Below are 22,288 nucleotides of genomic sequence, written 5' to 3'. Positions count from 1 at the left end.
GTCTCAGTGGGGTCGCATTATAGGGAGATCCGAAAACAGATCAACCCTTTTTTGAAGAAAACTTGAAATAAATGACTGTTCGCGTGAAATTGAAGCAAAGTGGTTACTTTAAACACTAAAAAGGCCCTTACGGGCCTTTTATATTAGTTTACGATGAGTTTCCAACCGAGTTTACTTTGCAATTTAGACTCTTGTTGTAGCTCACTAGCCATAAGAGGGTGTTCTTTTAACCAGTTATTGGCAAACTTTAAGTCTAAGGTGTCTTTTTCTACAGATAACTCTATTTTAGGAAGTACGTCGTCTTGTCGGCGCATCGATAATATTACGGCAATTCTTAATAACCTAACTAAGTATTGGGTAAGTGTACTATGTGCACCTAGAGCGTCGAAGCTGCCTTTTTGAATATCGGAGCGATGTGCATTAGCAACAGCTGCAATCACTTTATGTTCAGATTGTGAAAAACCTGGCATATCGGTGTTTTCTATAATGTAGGCTGTGTGCTTGTGATATTGCTTGTACTCTATTAATAAACCAATTTCGTGTAGTTGTGCTGCGGCTTTTAAAAGCGGCAACGCATTTTCACTAACAAGCGGCCAGCTTTCACCTACTTGTTCTGCCAGTTGAATAACTAAGCTCGATACACGATTAGCTTGCTTTTGATCAACATGGTAACGGTCCATAAACCCATCAACGGTGCGTTTACGAATGTCGTTGTTATGAAGCTCGGGCACCATACTGTAAAGCACACCTTCGCGAAGTGCACCGCCAGCTAATCCCATTTTTTCAATTTCAAGCGATTCAAATAACGCAATTAAGATAGCTAGGCCAGATACAAAAACTAATCTACGCTCTTCGCTTAGACCAGGTAAGTCTAGTGCAGCGATAGTGCTAAACGTTATTGATTGCTCTTTTATTTTATTTAGCTTTTCTAGGGTGAGTAGTTCATCTAAGTGTTGCGCAACCATTATTTCTTGAATGGCTTGCACTGTGCCAGAAGCACCCGATGCAATTTGCCAACCTGCTTGTTTATACTCAGGGGCAATTTCATCAATAACTTCGTGGGCAGCTTTGATGGCAGCGTTAAAGTTTGCTTCACTTAATTGGCAATTTTTAAAATAGCGTTCTAAATAAGTAACACACCCCATATTTAAGCTTTTATAGTGCAGTGCCTCAAAACCCTTACCTATAACGACTTCGGTACTTGCACCACCAATATCAATAACTAGCTGCTTGCCAGTGCATGATGAAGTGTGTGCTACGCCTTTATAAATAGTGCGTGCTTCTAGCTCACCACTTATTACATTAATAGTATGGCCTAAGATTTTTTCGGCTTGTGCTTTGAAAACATCGGCATTCGTCGCAAGACGTAATGTGGCCGTTGCTACTATGGTTATATTTTGTTTTGGAATGTCTTGTAGGCGCTCAGCAAAAAGTGCAAGGCACTCCCAGCCTCGCTGCATTGCCTCAGTGCTTAATACGTTATCTTTATCAAGCCCTGCGGCTAATCTTACTTTGCGTTTAACGCGGCCTATAGTTTGTAGGCCGCCAGCAATTGATTTAGCAATAAGCATATGAAAGCTATTTGAGCCTAAATCAATGACTGCATACACATTTTTTTGCGGTTTAAATTGCCCCACCGTTCAAAAACCTCTAGTTACTACTACGTACAGTAACGGCCGAGTTACGACCGTCCTTTTTGGTAACTATTATTTGGGCGACGTCCGTTATTATTACTACGATTACGTGGGCCTGTAGAATAGTTGCGCTTTCTTTGAATAGTAGGCTTTGTTAAATCATCTAGCAATGCGGTTTTATCATAATGTGATAAAGGAATGCTGTGCTCTATATACTCTTCTATTTCATGCAGGTTATAAGCGTACTGCTCACATGCAAAGCTAATTGCATGACCTGATGCGCCCGCACGACCTGTACGGCCAATACGGTGAACGTAATCTTCACAATCATCTGGCAGGTCAAAGTTAAATACATGACTTACCTCAGGGATATGTAGCCCACGTGCTGCCACATCGGTTGCCACTAAAAAGTCTAATTCGCCTTTGGTGAATTGCGCTAATATAGATTGGCGTTTTTTCTGGTTTACATCGCCAGTGAGCATACCTACTCGGTGGCCATCGGCTTTTAACCAGGCATACACTGTTTCACAGCTGTGCTTTGTATTGGCAAACACAATGGCTTTGTCTGGCCATTCTTCCTCAATTAAAGTTAATAGCAGCTTAATTTTATCTTCTTGAGAAGGATGAAATAGCTCTTCTTTAATTCGCTTACCTGTTTTAACGTCTGGCTCGATTTGAACGTGCTCAGGGTTGGTCATATGTTCAAAGGCAAGTTCTTGCACGCGATAGGAAAGCGTGGCAGAAAATAATAGGTTTAATCTATCTGCTGTATCTGGCATGCGGCGGAACATGTAACGAATGTCTTTTATAAAGCCTAAATCGAACATACGATCGGCTTCATCAAGCACAACTACCTCAATTTCATTAAGGGTGTAACAGCCTTGCTTGTACAAATCGATTAGTCGACCTGTAGTACCAATTAAAATATCAACGCCTTTTTCTAATTGTGCACGTTGTTTTTCGTAATCTTCGCCACCATATACTAAACCTAAGTTAAGATTACAGTGCGGCGCTAAAATTTTAGCATCTTTGTGTATCTGAATCGCAAGCTCCCGAGTCGGGGCCATGATCAGGGCTCTTGGATGTTTACTAGGTGCTTTGCTAGATTGTAATAACCGATGGCACGTGGCAGTTAAAAACGCCAACGTTTTGCCCGTACCTGTTTGTGCTTGGCCCGCGATATCGCGTCCGTCACAAATAAAAGGTAGGCATTTTGCTTGAATGGGTGTGCAATATTCAAACCCACTTTCGGTTAAACCGGCAACCACTTCCGGTGCGATAGCAAAGTCTGAAAACTTTTTATCGGTCAAATGTGTCTTAGTCATAGCGTTTAAGCATAACGTTTAAACTTGCAATAAGAAACAAGAGTGTTTAAATACGCACTAAATATTTCGCCTAACTAAATCGGAGAGCGCAATGAGCGAGAAAATAATCCAAATTACTGACGATAGCTTTGAAGCTGACGTATTACAATCAGACAAGCCTGTACTAGTAGATTTTTGGGCTGAGTGGTGCGGACCTTGTAAAATGATCGCCCCTATCCTTAATGAAGTAGCTGATGAATACGAAAGCCGTGTAACAGTTGCTAAATTAAACATCGACCAAAACGCGGGTACACCGCCTAAATTTGGTATTCGTGGTATTCCTACTCTGCTTCTTTTTAAAGACGGCCAAGTAGCTGCAACGAAAGTTGGTGCGCTTTCTAAAACTCAACTTATTGAGTTCTTAGAAAACAATATCTAAGTAAAAATTAAAAAAAAGGGCGTTTTTGCCCTTTTTTTGTGTTTATTTTGTATAAAGACTGGACGCTATGCCAGTGAACTGCTAGTTTATAAAGCCAACTAATCCTTAGTTATATTCAACAAACCTCACTCAACTATCAAAGCGATTTTGAGTATGACAATTGTAATAAAGAACCCACCAATATGCATTTACGCGAATTAAAAGACAAGTCTATAAAAGAACTTGTAAACTTAGCTGAGTCCATGGGGCTCGAAAACGTAGCCCGCTTAAGAAAGCAAGATATCATTTTTGCTATTCTTAAAGCACATGCCAAAGGCGGAGAGAACATCTTCGGTGGCGGTGTACTAGAGATTTTACAAGATGGTTTTGGTTTTTTAAGATCATCAGAAGCATCTTACTTAGCTGGCCCAGATGATATTTATGTATCTCCAAGCCAAATTCGCCGTTTCAGCATGCGTACTGGCGATTCTATTTCCGGGCTTATTCGTCCACCTAAAGATGGCGAACGCTACTTTGCTTTATTAAAAGTAAATGAAGTTAACTTCGATAAACCTGAAAACTCTCGCACTAAAATTCTTTTTGAAAACCTTACCCCACTACATGCAAACGAACGTTTTCGTATGGAACGCGGTAACGGCAGTAAAGAAGACATTACCGCTCGTGTACTTGATTTAGCATCTCCAATTGGCCGTGGCCAACGTGGTTTGTTAGTAGCACCGCCTAAAGCGGGTAAAACAATGCTACTGCAAAACATTGCACAATCAATTACTCACAATCACCCAGATGTTACATTAATGGTTTTACTTATTGATGAGCGTCCGGAGGAAGTAACCGAGATGCAGCGCCTCGTTAAAGGTGAAGTTATTGCATCAACGTTTGATGAGCCAGCTTCTCGCCACGTACAAGTTGCAGAAATGGTTATTGAAAAAGCAAAACGTTTAGTTGAGCACAAAAAAGATGTGGTTATTTTGCTTGATTCAATCACCCGTTTAGCGCGTGCTTACAACACCGTGATTCCTTCGTCTGGTAAAGTACTTACCGGTGGTGTTGATGCTAACGCACTGCACAAGCCTAAGCGCTTCTTTGGTGCTGCACGTAATGTTGAAGAAGGCGGTAGCTTAACGATTATAGCTACAGCTCTTATCGACACGGGCTCTAAAATGGATGAAGTTATCTACGAAGAGTTTAAAGGTACCGGTAACATGGAACTACACTTAAATCGTAAGATTGCTGAAAAGCGTGTATTCCCTGCCATCGACTTTAACCGCTCTGGTACGCGTCGTGAAGAACTACTTACTAAGCCAGATGAGCTACAAAAGCTGTGGATTTTACGTAAGATTGTTCATGAAATGTCAGAGATTGATGCAATGGAATTCTTAATTGATAAGCTTTCTATGAGCAAAACGAACGATGAATTCTTCGATTCAATGAAACGCCAATAAGCGCGTTTTCGTTATATAAAAAAAGCGCCTAGGGCGCTTTTTTTATGTTTAAACGACTAATACCAATCGGCTTAGATATTTAGCCTATCTAGCATGCTAAATAAAGCGTTAATGGCGTTATAAATTTCTTATGTAGAACAACTAGGTGTCAAAACTTATGCCTTATGACCACTCTATTTATCTGTCGCTATAAATGTCTAATAACCTAACACGATTGGTATAATTAACTCTCGTTATATTTTTTAAGTACACGCTGTAATTGATCTACAAGCTTTTGAATGTGTTCTTTACTTTGGCTTTGTTTATTGAGTAAAGCCATATCGAGATTTTTAGCGGCTTTGGCAATATCGTCTAACGCAAACATTTGCGCAGCGCCTAAAATACGATGGCTGTCTTTTTGTAGTGCCTCTAGGTCATTACTATTATGGTGCTGACTTATGGTTTCGCTTTCAAACGTGAAGCTTTGCTTAAAACTTGTTACTAAGTCGCTCATGTCTATCTTAGCTGTATAGGCTGCCTCTTGTTTTGCTTCACCTAAATGCTGGGCAAGGGTGTTATAAAACGCGTTTTTATCTAATGGCTTACCTAAATACCCTGTAAACCCTAGCGCAAGATAATCATCAACTTCATGGCTCATTGCATTGGCCGTTAGGGCAAAAATAGGCGCTTGAAAACCGCACTGTTGCAACAACGAAAACGCAGCACGCCCGTCCATAATAGGCATTTGTATATCAAGCAGCACGAGGTCTGGGTATATTTGTAGGCACTTCTCAACCGCTTGCTCGCCATTTTCTACCGCAATAACTTCAAGCCCCATAGAACGTAAATAACGACTTATGAGTCTGCGATTATCAGGATGATCCTCAGCCAGTACTACGCGCCCGGTTAACTGCTTAACCTGTTCAGCGGCGCTTACATGTTCGTACTCATCTGGCTCTTTTTCAACTTCTATACAGGGTAAAAACAGCGAAAACTGACTTCCGCGCTTAAACTCACTTTGTACGCTAATGTAGCCGCCCATCATAGAGGCTAGCTGTTGAGACAAACTAAGCCCTAACCCGGTGCCACCAAAGCGGCGACTAATACTGTTATCGGCTTGGCTAAAACATTCAAATATTTGTTTTAGCTGTGATGAATTCATGCCAATACCGGTGTCTTTCACTATAAAAACAAGCCCTTGCTCGGTTTTGTTTAAAGACACAACTACCTGCCCCGCCTGCGTAAACTTAACAGCATTAGCACATAAATTAATGAGTATTTGCTTCACCCGCATTAAATCGAGCTTGGTATAAAACGCATTGCCTACATGGTTATCAAAACGAATTTGTAAATGCTTCGCCTTAGCCTGCGTAATAAACATGGCATGTACATCGCTAACTAGCTGCACTATGTCAAAGCACGAAATATTAAGCTCTAATCTGTTTGCTTCTATTTTACTTAAATCGAGTACGTCATTAATTAAACTTTTTAAGTGATCGCTATGTCGTTGAATTATTTTTAATTCATCTTGTAGGTTTTCAGGCTCGTACAAACCATTAATTAAATCATCTGTTTGGCCTAAAATAGCGGTGAGCGGGGTTCTAATTTCATGGCTAATATTTGCCAAAAACTGGCTTTTAACATCATTTGCTTCTCGTAGCTCTTGGGCAATAGCTTGTAGCTCTGCTGTACGCTGCGCAACTTGTTCTTTTAATAACTGCTTAGCACGCTTTTCGGCGCCCCGACGATAAAGCGCGGTGCCCGTTACAATCACTAAAAATAATAAAACAAAAATAAAAACCGTAAGCTGCGAACGTTGGCTCATTTTTAACTTTTGTACTTTTCGTTCTTGCTTCAGCTTTTGAATTTCTTGATTTAACTGAGTAGCTTTAAATTGATTTTGTAATACAGCTAAGGCGCTGGTAATTGTTTCGCTATTTATACCGCGCTGCTCTGCTACAAACTTTTCGTGCAGAGTTAATGCCTCAGCGTAGTTGCCTTTGCTTGCCTCTAGGAGCGAGCGTGTACCAAAAGCATCGCGCTTTATACGCACACTATTATATTGTGTGGCCAAATCGGTTGCTTTATCTAGGCTTTTTTGCGAATCAGCAAGCTCGCCTCTCACAAATTGTATTTTAGCCAGTGCATGTAAGGCGTTAAGCTCTAAGCTGTGATTAGCAATTTTAAGGGCATTTTGCACCCCCAATTTAGCTTGCTCGTAGGCAACATCCACGTTATTAAGAATTAAATTGATGTTTGCTAAATTAGTATATTGGGTAGATAACTTATTATAATCATTGGTAGAAATATAATAGCGCAGTGCCATTTGGTAATAATGCAGCGCTAAATCAAATTGCGAACTTTCGTAGTAAGCAACCCCTAAATTATTGTTAACTTGCGCTATGCCGCTGGTATCAGCTAATTTTTGATAAACTTTAAGTACTTCTTTATAAAATAAAATGGCGCTTTCGTAACGTGATAACCTAATGTACACCCCTGCTATATTTAGCAAAATATCAGCTTGGTCTTGAGCACTGCCCTTTTTCTCATAAATCTCTTTTGCTTTTAAATAATATTCGAGCGTCAGCTCCATATTATTCATTTCGAAGTACGCTAAACCAATATTACTTAGCAGGTTTGCAAGCTCTATTTGCTTATTGTTTTTTTCAACAATCACCATGGCGCGGCTATATTCAACAATAGCTTGCTGAAAATATCCCTGAAAATAAAACACAACGCCTTGCATTTTAATGGCTCTAAAGTGCATATCTGGTAGGTAGTTTAAGGAAGTGTGCTGTTCTAATTTTTTAAAATACAGCAGGGCATTTTCAAAATCATCTGAGGAGAAGGCTAAATCAGCAAGTTCAGAATACACACTGACCTTTTGGGATTCTGTAATATTTTTTGCTTCAAGCAGCGCATTACCGAGCGTGAGTTTTACGTCCCACTGCTGCTCTTTTTTAAATTCATCAAATAAAGATACACTATTTTGAGCAAAGCTTGGCAGTATGAACACACAACATAAAACAAATAAAAGGCACTTCAATTTGCCTTGCATAATATTATTCCTTCAAACTTTAGCTTTAGTCAGTGTAATCTTTATTGAAGATACACAACAAAACGGGTGCAAACAATGCTTAACCCCCTGATTGATGAGATTTTTGAGCTACTTTTAACTCAGCGTGTTTGGAAAGTTCATACCTTAGCTGCAACGCTCGCTCAACAAGGGGTGTTACCACCTTTAGATGCAAACCCTGAGCAAAATTTATTTAAAAAGAATTTTTTAATTATGAATGCTTTATTTGAGCTACAAACACAGCTATTACCCAAGCACTTAATTATATCGTCATTACATATTGAACTTACAGATCCAAGTAGCAATGTAGCAACGCAGTCCCATTTAAAAAGTTACTATTTAAACTGGGAAAACTACGACACCAGTGCCAAAGACATAGAGGCATTATTAGATAGTTTTTGGCAGCAATTTAACCCACTAATAAAGCAACCAGTTGGGCAAATTGAGCCATTACTTAAGGCTTGGCAACTACCGCCAAACTTTAGCCTGGCTATGCTACAAAAGCGCTGGCGGCAATTGGCATTAAAACATCATCCCGATAAGCAAACTGGAAGTGCATGTAAATTTAGACAAATAAGAGCCGAGTATGAGCAGCTAAAGCTAGCTGCTCAAAACAGGTAATTAACGGGTAAGGCGACGGGCACGAATTTTACGCCCTTTAATATTGCCCTCGGTTAATTTACGTAGCGCAGGTTTTGATGCATTGCGCTCAACGGCTACAAAGGCAACGTTATCAAGTACATTTATTTTACCTACTTGGCGTCCTGCAACACCATCTTTGCCAGTAAGTGCACCTAAAATATCACCAGCGCGCACTTTTTGCTTTTTGCCCGAGTCGATCATTAGGGTAACCATTTCAGGCTTGTAAGGCGGCTTTTCTAATAAACTAAAAGCAGGCATTGGCTCTGGCAAAAAGTCTCGTTCGTAATGGTCGCCTATTTGCGCCACTTTAAACTGCTCAGCCTCACCGTAAATAGAGCATGCAATGCCTTTTTTACCCGCTCGGCCTGTACGCCCTACACGGTGCACATGGGTTTGTGGGTCGTGTGCTAAATGGTAATTTATTACCATGTCCATGTCGTCAATATCTAAGCCACGCGCGGCAACATCGGTAGCAACTAATATCGAGGCACTTTTATTAGCAAAATGAATTAACGTACGTTCGCGATCACGCTGCTCTAAATCACCGTGCAACGCCACTGCGCTAAAGCCTTCACTTGCTAAATCATCACAAACTTGTTGTGTTTCTACCTTGGTATTACAAAAAACAACACAGCTTTGAGGTGTAAATTTAAGCAGTAATAATTTAAGTGTTGAGTAACGCTGTTTGTTGTTATCCATTTTGTAAAAGTATTGCTTTATTGTGCTTTTTTCTTGCTCTTCTTCTACTTTTATCATCTCTGGATTTTTTAATACGCGCTTTGCAATAGCTTCAATTGCACGCGGAAAGGTTGCACTAAATAACAACGTTTGACGATTTTGCGGTATACACTCAATAATTGCATCAAGGGTATCTTGAAAACCCATATCAAGCATTTGATCTGCTTCATCAAGTACTAACGTTTCAACATCGTCTAAACGCAGTGTACCTTTGCGAATATGATCGTCCACTCGCCCAGGTGTACCCACAATAATATGCGCCCCATGCTCAAGCGAGCCTATTTGTGGGCCAATTGATACACCACCACATAGCGTTAATATTTTAATATTGTGAATACCGCGGGCAAGTTTACGCATTTCTACTGCCACTTGCTCGGCCAGTTCGCGCGTTGGACAAAGTACAAGCGATTGAATACGAAAACGTTTTACATTTAATTTAGCTAACACACCTAAACTAAAAGCAGCAGTTTTACCTGAACCGGTTTTTGCTTGCGCAATAATATCTTTACCTTCAAGTACAGGTGGCAGGCTTTGCGCTTGTACAGGCGTCATTTGCGAGTAGCCAAGTGTTGATAAATTATCAACTAAACCAGCAGGTAAAGCCAAAGATGAAAATGCAGTAGAAGTCACAATAAATTCCAAAATAATAAAAACAACACAGGGCTTAGCCCCAAAATATGGCTCTATAATAGCAGAATTCAGTTTAGGCAACCATTAATACCCGATGTGCATTATTTTACGATGCGTCAATCCTTGTTAATAAAAAAGTTGCAAATGATACTAGTTTTCATTAAGATCCTCGAAAAATTTTAACACCCTAACACTGGATGTAATTGATGAAACTAAACTCACTGTACGTAGCACTTGTTGGTGCCATTAGCACAAGCGCCTTTGCCGCACCTACTGACTTAGAGCGAATTGAAGTTAAAGGCAGCTATTTCAACGACTACAAAGTCGACAACGCCAACGGAGCAATGAGAACATCAGCGTCATTGTTAGAAACAGCGCAATCAGTCACTGTTATTAGCGATACAATAATTAGCGAGCAATTAGCAACCACACTTGGCGAAGTGCTTACTAACGATGCAAGTTTAACTGCCGGCTCTCAACAACGTAACCGTGAAGTATTTAACTTACGTGGCTTTGAGCTTAGCTCTTCAACAGGCTACTTACGTGACGGACACCAACATTGGTCTCACTACCAGCAACCGATTGAAATTCTACAACAAGTAGAAGTTATTAAAGGCCCATCAAGTATTTTATACGGACAATCAGGTCCAGGTGGCTTGATAAACATGGTGACAAAAAAGCCTACAGCAACCACATTATTTAACGCCAGTGCAGATGTAGACCAACATGGCTCTACCCGCTTTATGCTAGACGCGGCTGGTGCACTTACCGACGCTGAAGATTTACGTGCACGCGGTATTTTAGTAAAACAAGATGTTGATTACTGGCGCGAATACCAAAACGGCGAAAACCGTGAACGCGACCGCTTTTTAGGCGCTGTAATTGTTGATTACGATTTAAGCGATAACGCATTAGTACGCGTGCATTACGACCGCACAGACGATGAAGCAGGCCTTGATACAGGTGCATGGATAGATGACAACGCTAATGTGATTGGCGATGACAAAACCATTCGCGATATGTCTTGGGCATTTACCGACATAACGGTAGAAAACTTAGGCGTAGATTTTGAAGTGTACTTAAACGATCACTGGCAAGTTAAGCTTGGTTACAACGAGCAAACATTTGAGCGCCAGCGTTTTGAGTCATCTCCTAGTCGAAATTCTTACATCTCACAAACGAATACATACACTTCGAACCCATACGATCGTTTTGATGATTGGCAATTCACCACTGCATTTATTGATTTTATTGGTGAATTTGAAACGGCTGGCATACAACACCAATTTCTAATCGGTGCGAACTCGCTTGACTACTATTATGGTCAACTACGCACATCTGCTGATTCATTTAGTTTTACAGCAGGCCAAAATGAACCTGCCCGCCCAGATGTCAGCTATAAAACTGATCTCACTAAAAGCGAAACTGAATATGACTACTACGGTGTATACGCCCAAGATTTAATTACTTTTTCACCACAATGGCAAGTGTCTGTTGGCGGTCGCTTTGATAAGCAAACACGTGAAGGACAAAATAACGAGTCGTTTTTGCCTAAATTCGGCGTACTTTATCACCCGAATGCATCTGCAACTATTTATGCCAGTTATACAGAAGGTTTTGAGCCACAAAACGAAACCATTACTAACGAAGAAGATATCAACTTTGGTATGAAAATAGATGCTGTCACCTCTGAACAAAGAGAGCTTGGTATTAAATGGCAGCTATTTGATGAGCGTTTAATGCTTAGCGGTGCTATTTTCGATATAAGTAAAAATGGAACCTTAGTTACAGAACAACTTGAAACACCTATCGGCTCAATTACCACTGAAACAAACCAAGTTGGTGAACAGCGTCATAAAGGTTTTGAAATGGCAGCACAAGGTGCAGCAACTGACCGTTTATTTGTTATGGCATCTGCAATGTATTTAGATGCTAACTATGAAAGAGCGAACGAAAATCTACAAGGTAAACGACCTACCGATGCCCCTAAATGGTCTGCATCACTTTGGACACGCTATGAGTTAAACGACACCATTGCGTTTAATGCCGGTGCTTTTTATGAAGGTGAACGCTTTGCAGATAGCGATAATTCTATTACCAAAGATGCCTATACACGTATAGATGTTGGTGCAACTTATAAGTTTAACATGAGTAACACCGATATAAATCTTCGTCTTAACGTTGAAAATCTATTTGATACTGATTACTTAGGTGGCGGCGGTAATGGTAATGTAACTATTGGCGAAGGCACCAATGTACGCCTAGCAGCTCAATTTAGCTTTTAAGTTATAAAACTTATACTTATAAAGCCCGCACAATAATAATTGTGCGGGCTTTTTACTGCCTATTAAAAACACCACTGCATTCATCTCATCTATTTTTTAAAGCCTTTAAAAAGTGCTCTAATACACTTAATTATAAAAAGGCTTACTCTATATGAAAAAAATTATTACAGCGCTACTAGTGACTAGCAGCCTCAGCGTTAGCGCAAACAATGCAGAATTCACCACAACGCAATTACAACAGGTTGATGAGGTGCGCACTGCTGCACTTAAAAGCCATTTAAGCTACGAGCTACTCGAGTCACTCACAACAGAAGTTGGCCCTCGCTTACCCGGCACTGAAAACGATAAAAAAGCAGTAGCATGGGCTAAAGCAAAATTTAACGAACTTGGTTTTGATAAAGTATGGCTTGAAGAAGCAACATTTCCAAAATGGCGCCGTTATAGCGAAAGCGGAAAAATACTCACCCCAAGTGAGCAACCTCTGCATTTAACTGCGCTGGGTAACAGTGTAAGCACACCTGATGGTGGCATTAGTGCACCGGTTGTGTTGTTTGAAACATTGGATGAGCTAATTGCAGCACCAGCAAATAGCTTAGAAGGTAAAATTGCCTATATTAATTACCGCATGAACCGCGACATAGACGGCAACGGATACGGCCCCGCAGTAAAAGCACGTGCCACAGGCGCAATTGAAGCTGCAAAAAAAGGCGCGGTTGCTTACATGATGCGCTCAGTGAGCACAGCTCACCATCGCTTTGCTCACACTGGTGGTAGTTACTATAAAGAAGGGGTTAAAAAAATACCTAACGTAACTATTGCCAACCCGGATGCGGATCAAATAGCGCGCTTAGTGGCCTTAAACAAAAAGGTAATGGTTAATATAAATGTACAAACACAAAGCCTAGGAGAAGGCACAAGCTATAACGTTATAGGCCAATTTAATGGCACCGAAAACCCAGAACAATATGTGTTAATTGGCGGCCACCTAGACTCGTGGGATTTAGGCACTGGCGCATTAGATGATGGTGCAGGTGTTGCGCTAACAATGGCTGCGGCTAAACACATTAGCGATGTTAAACGCCCTAAGCGCAGTATTCGTGTTGTACTGTTTGCAGCAGAAGAGCTTGGACTTTGGGGTGCAAAAGCTTACTTTGCACAACATAAAAGCGATTTACATAATATAGTTGCAGCTGCTGAGTCGGACTTTGGCGCCGATGTAGTATATGGTTTTGAGTCAAATGTTAATGCGGCTTCTCTGCCAGTAGTACGTGCCATAGCAAAAGAGCTGGCTGCGTTAAACATTGAGTACATTGGTAAAAACCAGGCTAACGGCGGGCCGGATTTAATCCCATTTAAAAAAGCGGTGTCGGCACCTATATTTGAGTTGGCCCAAGATGGCACTGATTACTTTGATTACCATCACACAGCTGATGACACACTCGATAAAGTAACGCCTGCTAAACTGCGCCAAAATACCGCTGCGTATGCTGTATTTGCGTTAATGGCAGCAGATGCCAAAACAACAATTCAACCGAAAGCGCAGACTAACTAATAACTGAAATACTTACTTACAGTTTGTAGCTTTAATAAACGCACTCCTTGTTTTACCTTTATATAAATTAAATAAAACAAGGAGTGTGCGGGTATGTTGCTTTTCAATACGAGTCAGTCGTTTCCTCATTTTGCACAAACACAGTGCTGCCCTAACTGCCGTAGCCGCGCCTATCACCTAATAAACCAAAGTCGTTTTTTACGCTTTACGGTTATTCCTGTTTTACCTTTAGCACTAAACTATAAATACGAATGCTATCAATGCGGCCATAATGCGCCTGTAAAATTAAAGCAGTTACCGGTGTTTGAAATTTTCACTCTACCTAAATACTTTATAGGGGTATTTTTAGCGTTATGGGTGGGGTTATTTTTTTACCAACAACACGCTGCTGCGCAAGCGCAAAAGCAAAGCTACTTAACTAACCCTAAAGCCTACGATACGTATTTAGTACACGCTGATAAATTTACTCATGAGCCATGGACACTCACCAACTTAAAAGTTGCGCAAGTTTTAAGTTTTGACGAGCAGTTTATTACGTTTCAAGTAAGTAACTACAGCTATAAGCGCAACAAAGGCATTACTACTGCAATGCGTACCAGCTTATTAGTACAAAGAGGTTACTTCTCAGATGACAAAATTACTTTGCCTCGTAGCGAAGTAAAAAGACTTTACAACGACGGGGTGATTTACGACGTACTGCGCCCCTCAGCAAACAGTTTATATGGTGGTTTTGTAATGTTTCCGCCAAAACCAAAACCACTATATAAAGGCTTAAAGCTCGACAAAAATAACCAACAGGGCATTACGTATTTTAAAAACGGACAGTATAGCGATGCGCTTGAGAGTTTTACTCTAGCCGCAAATGTCGGCTCGCAATGGGGGCAGCTCAATCTTGCGCAAATGTACCGAGATGGACAAGGCGTGACTCAAAATGTACAAACAGCAAAACATTGGTATGAGCAGGCAATAGCGCAAGGTAATAGCAAAGCTAAAATAGAATTAGAGGAAATGTGTGATAAAGCAAACTGCAAATAAAAAATGGCCAGTTAAACTGGCCATTTTCAATCTTCGTTCATACTTATAATTAGAAAGTCATATGCTCATCTAAAAAGTTAAGTACCTGCTTGTAGTAGCGTGTTCTGTGATCTGCTTTATAAAAGCCATGCCCTTCATCTTCAAGTAACTCGTATATATAAGGATGGTTTTCTTTTTTTAGTGCTGTAACTAAAGACTCAGCTTGCTCAATTGGTGCTCTTTCATCCTGCCCACCATGTACAATTAAAACTGGCGCTTTAAGCTTGTCTATGTTGTAGCTAGGTGAAAAACGCTTTAACAGTGCCTCATCAGTACCAAGCGCGCTTTTAAGATAGCGCTGTCCACGGTCACGTTCAGAGATATCGCCTTCTTCAAACATTAGCGGTAAATCGTACACCCCAACTACACCAATAGCACACTGAAACATATCAGGTTCTAAAATTGCACTTTGTAGTGCCGAATAGCCACCAAAACTTGCGCCCATTATACAAATATTATCTTTATTTACAGTGCCTTGCTCTATTAAGTATTTTACACCGTCAATAATGTCGTATTGTATTTCAGCACCCCATTTTTTATGTCCGGCATGTTCAAAGTTGCGGCCAAAGCCACCAGAGCCTCTAAAGTTAACTTTTAGTACTGCAATGCCTCTACTGGCTAATAGCTGAGCTTCGCTCTCATAGCCCCACCAATCTCTTGGTCCATGAGGACCACCGTGAGGCATAACAACTAAAGGTAAGTTTTTCTCATCAGTATTATTAGGGATGGTTAAATATCCGTATATTGTTAAGCCATCACGCGCTTTATAATTTACAGGTTTGGTTATAGCCATTTCACTTGGCTTGATCCAGCTTTTAGTCGCAAACAAAAAGCGTAAGCTATTCTTTTTGGCATCGAACAAGTAGTAGCTGCCAGGGTTAGTATCGCTTGACGCAAAGATAATACTCTTCTCACCATCTTCAGTACTACTAACAAGCTGAACTTGCTGCCCTTGAAGGGATTGTATTAATGCCTTTAAGCGCTCACTTTTATGTGAATTATTTATAAAGGAATAGGCAGGATAGCCAAGCTCATTTTCAATTGCGAATAATTCTTTAGAAACTTCATCTACCCACACTTTTTTTGGAGAGACCTGTGGTTCTTTATGCAAAAGCTCAAACTTTTTGCTCTCTAAATTTAGTTTATAAAGCCCCTTTGCTTCGCCATTTTCTGACGCTGTAACATAAACAGAAGCACCCGTACTATCAAACGCATGGAGGCTAACATCAGTGTATTTTAACTCTCCTAAATCAAGCTGTTGCCATTCACCACCTGACTTCTCACGGGTATAAATTTTTTGATTAATATAATCATCGTTTGAAACAGCAACACGCACATTACCATCATGGTCTGTTAAAAAGCCTGCCATTCTTGATGGTGAGCGAGTGACTCTTTTTCGCTTTCCGCTGTAAATATCAACTTCATAAACTATTGTATTCGGCTCATTTGAAGCGCTCCATGGGTAGGTCAGAATCAGCATTTTACGCCTATCATGAATAAGCGGGTCTAGTACATAAGAAGTACCAAGTATGGGTGTCGCTTTTTTTATACGGGTTCCTGTTTGCATTTCACCTTGGTAACCCACTAGGTATTTGCCTTGGCTACCATCAGCATTTACACCAAAAAGCTCACCATGAAATTCGGGATGATCTTTCCAGCCTTTAATGTACTCTTTAGCCAGTACAATTCTTTCATTGTTAACCCAATAATAATTACCAACCTGGGCATCATTAGGAAACCTAATTGCATGACTTACTTTAAATGTATCAGTGCTTAGCACCATTAATACATTTTTTCCTTCAGGGCGAGTAATTACAGCTAAGTATTTTCCATCAGGTGAAATTTTCACACCTGCAAACTCTATATCTTTACTAAAGCTTTCTATCGGTACCAAGTCGTTACTTGCTGTAGTATGTGAGCTAAAAATACTGGCCAGTAATAAAGACAGACAAGCCAAAAACTTATTCATTAAAGTTCCTTTTATTTATTTTTGATTGAGCTTTTATGTTACATACTTTTAACAAAAATATACACCATACTTCCTTCCCTTTATGTAAACAGGCGTAAATTAATAGGGTTATAAATCTAATACTTAGGGTTAGTAAGCTTACTCCAAACTAAATGCAGAATAACAATGCATAGCCCCGCTACTACCCCTAGTAATCCGTCAAATATAAGGGGGGCTAATGTTTCGCCGGTGCCATTTAATAACGACTTACCTATAGTTATCACTTCTAATTGCCAATGATGTAGTAGCTCAATACCGTGGGATAAAATGCCGCCACCGACTAAAAACATGGCTACTGTGCCGGCAAAGGCTAAAAATTGCATAAGCCTTGGCGCTGCAGCTAATAACCCCTTACCAAGCATCTCTTTAAATTTATTAGCCGACACCTTTGATTGATTAAGCAAATACAACCCCGCGTCATCAAGCTTTACAATACCGGCTACAAGGCCGTATACACCTATGGTCATTAATACGGCTATAACACACAGTACAAGCGCCTGATTTACAAGTGTGGCACCTGTAACCGTTCCCAAGGTGATCACTATAATTTCGGCTGAGAGAATAAAGTCGGTGCGTATGGCTCCTTTTACTTTTTGCTTTTCATACTCAGCTGGGTCTAATTGTTGCGACTCATCAGCCTCTTTTTCGGGGTGAGGTAAAAACCGAGCAAATACTTTCTCAGCGCCTTCAAAACATAAAAATAAGCCACCGATTATTAGCAGCGGGGTTATTAACCAAGGCAGCCATACACTTATGAGCAATGCACCAGGCACCAAAATGGCTTTATTTAAAAATGAGCCCTTTGCCACAGCCCAAACCACAGGTAACTCACGATCGGCTGTAACCCCTGTAACTTGCTGAGCATTAAGTGCTAAGTCGTCACCAAGTACACCGGCTGTTTTTTTAGTGGCGACTTTACTCATTGTGGCAATGTCATCAAGTAAAGTGGTTATATCATCAAGTAATGTTAAAAGGTTAATGCCTGCCATGTTGCTTCCTAGCTAAAAAATAATGCTATCAACATAGCGTAATCCGTAATTTTCACCAACGGTTAATTTTGCTTTGTTATGCTGATTAAACGCACTGATTTTTATCAATGGCAAACTTACTTAGGGGATATTAATGAAAGCATTAGTGGTTATTTTTACAAGCATGCTGGTTTTATCAGCCTGTAGTAATGAGTCTAAAAGTACCCACTACTTATGCAACGAGCGCGTAGTAGAATTAGCCCACCAAGGAGCGGGGGCAACACTTACTTTAAATGAGCAAACATATACGCTTAATAAAGAGCCGAGCGCATCAGGGGTAAAGTATATTAATGAGCGAGTGCTATTTTGGTCTAAAGCCGATGAAGCGATGTTGATTGTTTCAGGTAATAAATACCACTGCCAACTTCAACAAGCCGACGCCTTATAATTTTATCGTTCGCGATTTAAACTTTTTCTTTTTTCTCATCGTAATAAATAGCCTGTTTTTACGCTAAACAACTGCACATGCATTTGTTGTTTAGTTGGGTATAATACTTTCACTTTTTGCTTAGTAGCGGCCTACCATGAAATATAAAGATTTACGTGATTTTATCGATTTGCTTGAAAAAAAAGGCGAACTTAAACGTATTACTCAAGAAATCGACCCGTATCTTGAAATGACCGAAATAGCCGACCGTACATTACGTGCTAAAGGCCCCGCATTATTGTTCGAAAACCCAAAAAGTCACAGTATGCCTGTGCTTGCAAACTTATTTGGTACACCTAAGCGCGTTGCTATGGGCATGGGCCAAGAAGATGTAAGCGAGCTGCGTGAAGTTGGCAAGCTACTCGCTTTTTTAAAAGAGCCCGAGCCACCAAAAGGGATTAAAGAAGCACTAGGGCAAATTCCGGTATTTAAACAAGTACTCAATATGCCGGCTAAAGAAGTTAAAAAAGCACCGTGCCAACAGGTTGTTCTAGAAGGTGACGAGGTAGATTTAACTAAGCTGCCTATACAACATTGTTGGCCTGGAGATGCCGCACCTCTTATTACTTGGGGCTTAACTGTTACCAAAGGGCCTTATAAAAAGCGCCAAAATTTGGGTATTTACCGCCAGCAGCTATTAGGTAAAAATAAAATAATTATGCGTTGGTTATCGCATCGCGGTGGCGCACTCGATTTTCAAGAATGGTGTAAAGAAAACCCCGGTGAGCCTTACCCAGTTTCGGTTGCATTAGGAGCTGATCCTGCCACTATTTTAGGTGCGGTGACACCTGTGCCAGACACGTTAAGCGAATATGCCTTTGCTGGCTTACTGCGCGGTAGTAAAACCGAAGTGGTTAAGTCTATTTCAAATGACTTACAGGTCCCTGCCAGTGCCGAAATAGTACTTGAAGGCTACATTATGCCTGGCGAAATGGCTCCCGAGGGGCCGTATGGCGACCACACTGGTTATTACAATGAAGTTGATGATTTTCCTGTGATGACAGTGACCCATTTAACACACCGTAAAAACCCAATTTACCATAGTACATTTACCGGCCGTCCACCTGATGAGCCAGCTATTTTAGGTGTGGCATTAAACGAAGTGTTTGTGCCTATATTGCAAAAGCAGTTTCCAGAAATCGTCGACTTTTACTTGCCACCCGAAGGCTGCTCTTACCGTATGGCCGTGGTAACCATGAAAAAACAATACCCAGGCCATGCTAAGCGCGTAATGATGGGCGTATGGTCGTTTTTACGTCAGTTTATGTACACTAAGTTTGTTATTGTTTGCGATGATGATGTAAATGCCCGTGACTGGAACGATGTTATTTGGGCCATCACTACCCGTATGGACCCTGCGCGCGACACCACATTAATTGAAAACACGCCAATAGATTACCTCGATTTTGCATCGCCGGTATCTGGGCTTGGCTCAAAAATGGGTATGGATGCAACAAATAAGTGGCCAGGTGAAACCGACCGCGAATGGGGCGAGCCAATTGTCATGGATAAAGCGACAAAAGATCGTGTTGACGAAATTTGGCAAAGCCTCGATATACTTTAAGCACGCTTAGTGAATATAAACAGGCTATAAAATAACCCCGCAGATATGTTAATATTGCTCCACTTAACTGCATATCTGCGTAAACGCTGCTAAAAGGTAAAAAATGCAAACATTAAAAGCTGAAGTTGTTGCCATCAGCCCACTTACAGAATTTGTTCATAAAGTAATTTTAAAGCCTCAACAACCTGTTACGTTTGAAGCTGGCCAATACATGCAACTTGTACTTGGCGAAAAAGACAAGCGCGCATTTTCGATTGCAAGTCGTCCATCGCAATGTGATGAAATAGAGCTTCATATTGGCGCATCTAAAGCCGATTCATACGCAATGCAATCGCTTGAGCATTTACGTAATGCGCATCAAAATAATACACCGGTAGATATAGAAGCTGGCCTTGGTGTATCGCAACTACGTCTACAATGCGAGCGCCCTATTATTTTATTGGCTGGCGGCACTGGTTTTTCTTATGCAAAATCAATGGCTGATCACTTAGCTGAAATTAAATGCGACCGCCCGGTATTATTTTACTGGGGTGTCAAAGAAGAGTCTGCATTGTATGCTCACAGCGAAATGCAAGCATGGGCAGAGAGTAACGAGCACTTTAAATTTATTCCTGTTGTAGAAAACCCATCTGCTAATTGGCAAGGCCACACCGGGTTTGTACACAAAGCAGTAATGCAAGATATTGTGTCGTTAGAACCTTACGACATTTATATGGCTGGTCGCTTTGACATGATAGGCATTGTCCGTGATGACTTTATTGCTCACGGCGCTGTTCGCGAAAACATGTACGCTGACGCATTCGCGTTTATAAAATAAATTTTTATTTATAATACAAAGGCGCCCCATGGCGCCTTTGTTATTTCTATCAAATTTAAGCTATTAATTGGTATAACCTATTACTTTAATCAGTATAAACAATTTCCTAAATTCCTATCTATAAACCATACTTTGTATAGAACATCAGCGGGAGAGACCCAAATGTTAAATACAAAAGTAAAAGATTTTATGCAACGTAAGTTGCCACACATTACCCCAAATACCGAAATGACCACCGCCATTAGCGAGCTGCAAAAGTTTAACTTATTAGGTGCACCAGTATTTGATGACAATAAATCGCTGGTTGGTTTTATATCTGAGCAAGAGCTGTTAAAACCATTAATGCGAAGCAGCTATTTTTGCGATGGCGTTGTAAAAGTTTCGCAGCTTATGCAAACCGAGGTTGTAACCGTTAATGCCGATACCAACATTATCGAGCTTGCAGAGCAAATGAAAACAGGAAAGCCAAAAAACTACCCCGTTGTTGAGGGTGATACCGTGATAGGGCTAATTGGCCGAAGCGATGTATTAAAAGCACTGTTTGATAATTACGTGAGCTGCCAAACAAAAGTAAGCTAACATAAAAAATGCCGCTAATAAGCGGCATTTTTTGTATTAAGCGTATTTAACGTGCCGCAGCAAGCGCAGTTAATGCGTTTTTATCGCTGTCGCTTAAAAATGCAATCTCTAAGGCATTAGCTTGTGCCTTATGCATATCGGCTTGTGTTAAACCCGCCTTTGGCGCAGCCACTAGGTATTCATGCTCAATTTCAATGCCCTCTACAGCCGGATCGTCGGTATTTATACACGCTAAAATACCGTGATCTAAAAACTGCTTAAGGGGGTGTTTAGCTAAATCGTTTACGGTACTGGTTTGAATGTTACTGGTTAAGCACGACTCAATACCAATGCGGTTATCGCGCAGGTAGTCCATTAGTTTAGGGTCTTCAATTGCTTTTACCCCATGGCCTATACGGCTTGCACCTAATTCATTAATGGCTTGCCAAATACTCGCTGCGCCCAGCGCTTCACCGGCATGAATGGTAGCGGCCAGGTAAGCGTCTCTTACTTGCTTAAATTGTTCGACAAAAAGCTCTCCCGGAAAACCAATTTCATCTCCGGCTAAATCAATCGCCACTAAATCATTTTTAAAGGCAAGTAATGCGTCAAGCTCCTGCTGACAAGTTTTAACACCGTAAGTACGCGACATAATACCAATTAAGTTTGCTTTAATATTTACGCCTTGAGTAGCCGATTTAATACCATCAACCACGGCCTCAACCACCCCTTGCGGGTGTAAGCCTTGGCTTTGTGCCATATAATACGGGCTAAAGCGAAGCTCTACATAATCAAGTCCCTGCGCTTGAGCATCTTCTATGTTTTCAACGGCAATGCGTCTACAGGCGTCGTAGTCGCCCAGTACCGTTACACCCCAGTCGAGCTTTTGTAAAAAAGCCATTAAATCAGGCTCAGGATCAATAACTTGCACATGAGGGATAAGCGCCTCTACGTTATCAGCAGGTAGCGTAATATTAAACTGTCGACCAAGCTCTAGTATGGTTTGCGCACGTACATTGCCATCTAAATGACGATGAATATCTAGCAGAGGTAATTTTTTATTTATCATAATAGCGACTCGGTTAGGTTAA

Annotated in this window: 17 protein-coding genes; 10 read left to right on the top strand and 7 right to left on the bottom strand. The window is 40.8% G+C overall.

The window, feature by feature from the left end; genetic code table 11:
• Nucleotides 1–143: 143 nt before the first annotated feature.
• Both gppA and rhlB read right to left on the bottom strand, forming a co-directional pair.
• Nucleotides 144–1,637 (bottom strand): guanosine-5'-triphosphate,3'-diphosphate diphosphatase, encoded by a 1,494-nt coding sequence (gene gppA / locus AN395_RS17120; RefSeq protein ID WP_054983732.1) that lies wholly within the window; start codon nucleotides 1,635–1,637, stop codon nucleotides 144–146.
• Between the two features lie 44 nt (nucleotides 1,638–1,681).
• Nucleotides 1,682–2,959 carry an ATP-dependent RNA helicase RhlB gene (gene rhlB, locus AN395_RS17115; protein ID WP_054983731.1) on the bottom strand — a complete coding sequence of 426 codons (1,278 nt, stop codon included), beginning with the start codon at nucleotides 2,957–2,959 and terminating at the stop codon, nucleotides 1,682–1,684.
• Nucleotides 2,960–3,050: 91 nt separating this feature from the next.
• Here rhlB and trxA point away from each other — a divergent pair, with 91 nt between their 5' ends.
• A complete protein-coding gene (trxA, locus tag AN395_RS17110) occupies nucleotides 3,051–3,377 on the top strand; it encodes a thioredoxin TrxA (protein ID WP_004588957.1) in 327 nt (108 codons plus the stop codon).
• A 182-nt stretch (nucleotides 3,378–3,559) separates the two neighbouring features.
• Nucleotides 3,560–4,819: a transcription termination factor Rho gene (gene rho, locus AN395_RS17105; protein ID WP_004588958.1), complete on the top strand. Its 1,260-nt coding sequence runs from the start codon at nucleotides 3,560–3,562 to the stop codon at nucleotides 4,817–4,819.
• A 223-nt stretch (nucleotides 4,820–5,042) separates the two neighbouring features.
• Here the strand turns inward: rho and AN395_RS17100 are convergent, their stop codons facing one another.
• Nucleotides 5,043–7,856 (bottom strand): tetratricopeptide repeat protein, encoded by a 2,814-nt coding sequence (locus AN395_RS17100; RefSeq protein ID WP_054983730.1) that lies wholly within the window; start codon nucleotides 7,854–7,856, stop codon nucleotides 5,043–5,045.
• A 75-nt stretch (nucleotides 7,857–7,931) separates the two neighbouring features.
• Here AN395_RS17100 and AN395_RS17095 point away from each other — a divergent pair, with 75 nt between their 5' ends.
• On the top strand, nucleotides 7,932–8,495 hold the full coding sequence (locus tag AN395_RS17095; RefSeq protein WP_054983729.1) for a DNA-J related domain-containing protein: 564 nt from the start codon (nucleotides 7,932–7,934) through the stop codon (nucleotides 8,493–8,495).
• On the opposite strand, the gene dbpA is transcribed toward AN395_RS17095, so the two are convergent.
• Entirely contained in the window at nucleotides 8,496–9,884 is a 1,389-nt protein-coding gene (gene dbpA, locus AN395_RS17090; RefSeq protein WP_054983733.1) for an ATP-dependent RNA helicase DbpA, read from the bottom strand. It lies immediately after the preceding gene.
• 206 nt (nucleotides 9,885–10,090) lie between these two features.
• Between dbpA and AN395_RS17085 the strand changes: the two genes are divergently transcribed.
• From AN395_RS17085 to AN395_RS17075, 3 genes are all read left to right on the top strand, one after another.
• On the top strand, nucleotides 10,091–12,169 hold the full coding sequence (locus AN395_RS17085; protein WP_054983728.1) for a TonB-dependent siderophore receptor: 2,079 nt from the start codon (nucleotides 10,091–10,093) through the stop codon (nucleotides 12,167–12,169).
• A 151-nt stretch (nucleotides 12,170–12,320) separates the two neighbouring features.
• Nucleotides 12,321–13,721, top strand: coding sequence for a M20/M25/M40 family metallo-hydrolase (locus AN395_RS17080; RefSeq protein ID WP_054983727.1), 1,401 nt, complete (start codon nucleotides 12,321–12,323; stop codon nucleotides 13,719–13,721).
• A gap of 93 nt (nucleotides 13,722–13,814) precedes the next feature.
• Entirely contained in the window at nucleotides 13,815–14,756 is a 942-nt protein-coding gene (locus AN395_RS17075) for a tetratricopeptide repeat protein (RefSeq protein ID WP_054983726.1), read from the top strand.
• A gap of 49 nt (nucleotides 14,757–14,805) precedes the next feature.
• Here the strand turns inward: AN395_RS17075 and AN395_RS17070 are convergent, their stop codons facing one another.
• Both AN395_RS17070 and AN395_RS17065 read right to left on the bottom strand, forming a co-directional pair.
• A complete protein-coding gene (locus AN395_RS17070) occupies nucleotides 14,806–16,764 on the bottom strand; it encodes a S9 family peptidase (protein WP_054983725.1) in 1,959 nt (652 codons plus the stop codon).
• Between the two features lie 116 nt (nucleotides 16,765–16,880).
• Nucleotides 16,881–17,792 carry a DUF808 domain-containing protein gene (locus AN395_RS17065; protein ID WP_054983724.1) on the bottom strand — a complete coding sequence of 304 codons (912 nt, stop codon included), beginning with the start codon at nucleotides 17,790–17,792 and terminating at the stop codon, nucleotides 16,881–16,883.
• Nucleotides 17,793–17,925: 133 nt separating this feature from the next.
• Between AN395_RS17065 and AN395_RS17060 the strand changes: the two genes are divergently transcribed.
• From AN395_RS17060 to AN395_RS17045, 4 genes are all read left to right on the top strand, one after another.
• Complete coding sequence (locus tag AN395_RS17060) at nucleotides 17,926–18,219, top strand: MliC family protein (RefSeq protein ID WP_024032060.1); 294 nt, start codon at nucleotides 17,926–17,928, stop codon at nucleotides 18,217–18,219.
• Nucleotides 18,220–18,355: 136 nt separating this feature from the next.
• Nucleotides 18,356–19,822 carry a 4-hydroxy-3-polyprenylbenzoate decarboxylase gene (gene ubiD, locus AN395_RS17055; RefSeq protein ID WP_054983723.1) on the top strand — a complete coding sequence of 489 codons (1,467 nt, stop codon included), beginning with the start codon at nucleotides 18,356–18,358 and terminating at the stop codon, nucleotides 19,820–19,822.
• Between the two features lie 103 nt (nucleotides 19,823–19,925).
• The gene (gene fre, locus AN395_RS17050; protein ID WP_054983722.1) at nucleotides 19,926–20,639 is read left to right on the top strand and encodes an NAD(P)H-flavin reductase; all 714 of its coding nucleotides are present in this window, start codon (nucleotides 19,926–19,928) and stop codon (nucleotides 20,637–20,639) included.
• A 162-nt stretch (nucleotides 20,640–20,801) separates the two neighbouring features.
• Nucleotides 20,802–21,218, top strand: a complete 417-nt coding sequence (locus AN395_RS17045) for a CBS domain-containing protein (protein WP_004588969.1) — start codon at nucleotides 20,802–20,804, stop codon at nucleotides 21,216–21,218.
• 46 nt (nucleotides 21,219–21,264) lie between these two features.
• Here the strand turns inward: AN395_RS17045 and add are convergent, their stop codons facing one another.
• The gene (gene add / locus AN395_RS17040) at nucleotides 21,265–22,266 is read right to left on the bottom strand and encodes an adenosine deaminase (protein WP_004588970.1); all 1,002 of its coding nucleotides are present in this window, start codon (nucleotides 22,264–22,266) and stop codon (nucleotides 21,265–21,267) included.
• Nucleotides 22,267–22,288: the final 22 nt, after the last annotated feature.

Source organism: Pseudoalteromonas sp. P1-30, from assembly GCF_001400005.1.
Taxonomy (GTDB): domain Bacteria; phylum Pseudomonadota; class Gammaproteobacteria; order Enterobacterales; family Alteromonadaceae; genus Pseudoalteromonas; species Pseudoalteromonas atlantica.
This window is presented reverse-complemented; position numbering and strand designations above follow the sequence as displayed.

Coding starts and splice junctions, on each gene's coding strand:
- AN395_RS17085 (WP_054983728.1), top strand. CDS start 10,091: ATGAAACTAAACTCACTGTACGTAGCACTTGTTGGTGCCATTAGCACA.
- AN395_RS17065 (WP_054983724.1), bottom strand. CDS start 17,792: ATGGCAGGCATTAACCTTTTAACATTACTTGATGATATAACCACTTTA.
- AN395_RS17070 (WP_054983725.1), bottom strand. CDS start 16,764: ATGAATAAGTTTTTGGCTTGTCTGTCTTTATTACTGGCCAGTATTTTT.
- AN395_RS17100 (WP_054983730.1), bottom strand. CDS start 7,856: ATGCAAGGCAAATTGAAGTGCCTTTTATTTGTTTTATGTTGTGTGTTC.
- AN395_RS17080 (WP_054983727.1), top strand. CDS start 12,321: ATGAAAAAAATTATTACAGCGCTACTAGTGACTAGCAGCCTCAGCGTT.
- AN395_RS17075 (WP_054983726.1), top strand. CDS start 13,815: ATGTTGCTTTTCAATACGAGTCAGTCGTTTCCTCATTTTGCACAAACA.
- fre (WP_054983722.1), top strand. CDS start 19,926: ATGCAAACATTAAAAGCTGAAGTTGTTGCCATCAGCCCACTTACAGAA.
- add (WP_004588970.1), bottom strand. CDS start 22,266: ATGATAAATAAAAAATTACCTCTGCTAGATATTCATCGTCATTTAGAT.
- rhlB (WP_054983731.1), bottom strand. CDS start 2,959: ATGACTAAGACACATTTGACCGATAAAAAGTTTTCAGACTTTGCTATC.
- trxA (WP_004588957.1), top strand. CDS start 3,051: ATGAGCGAGAAAATAATCCAAATTACTGACGATAGCTTTGAAGCTGAC.
- AN395_RS17095 (WP_054983729.1), top strand. CDS start 7,932: ATGCTTAACCCCCTGATTGATGAGATTTTTGAGCTACTTTTAACTCAG.
- AN395_RS17045 (WP_004588969.1), top strand. CDS start 20,802: ATGTTAAATACAAAAGTAAAAGATTTTATGCAACGTAAGTTGCCACAC.
- rho (WP_004588958.1), top strand. CDS start 3,560: ATGCATTTACGCGAATTAAAAGACAAGTCTATAAAAGAACTTGTAAAC.
- AN395_RS17060 (WP_024032060.1), top strand. CDS start 17,926: ATGAAAGCATTAGTGGTTATTTTTACAAGCATGCTGGTTTTATCAGCC.
- ubiD (WP_054983723.1), top strand. CDS start 18,356: ATGAAATATAAAGATTTACGTGATTTTATCGATTTGCTTGAAAAAAAA.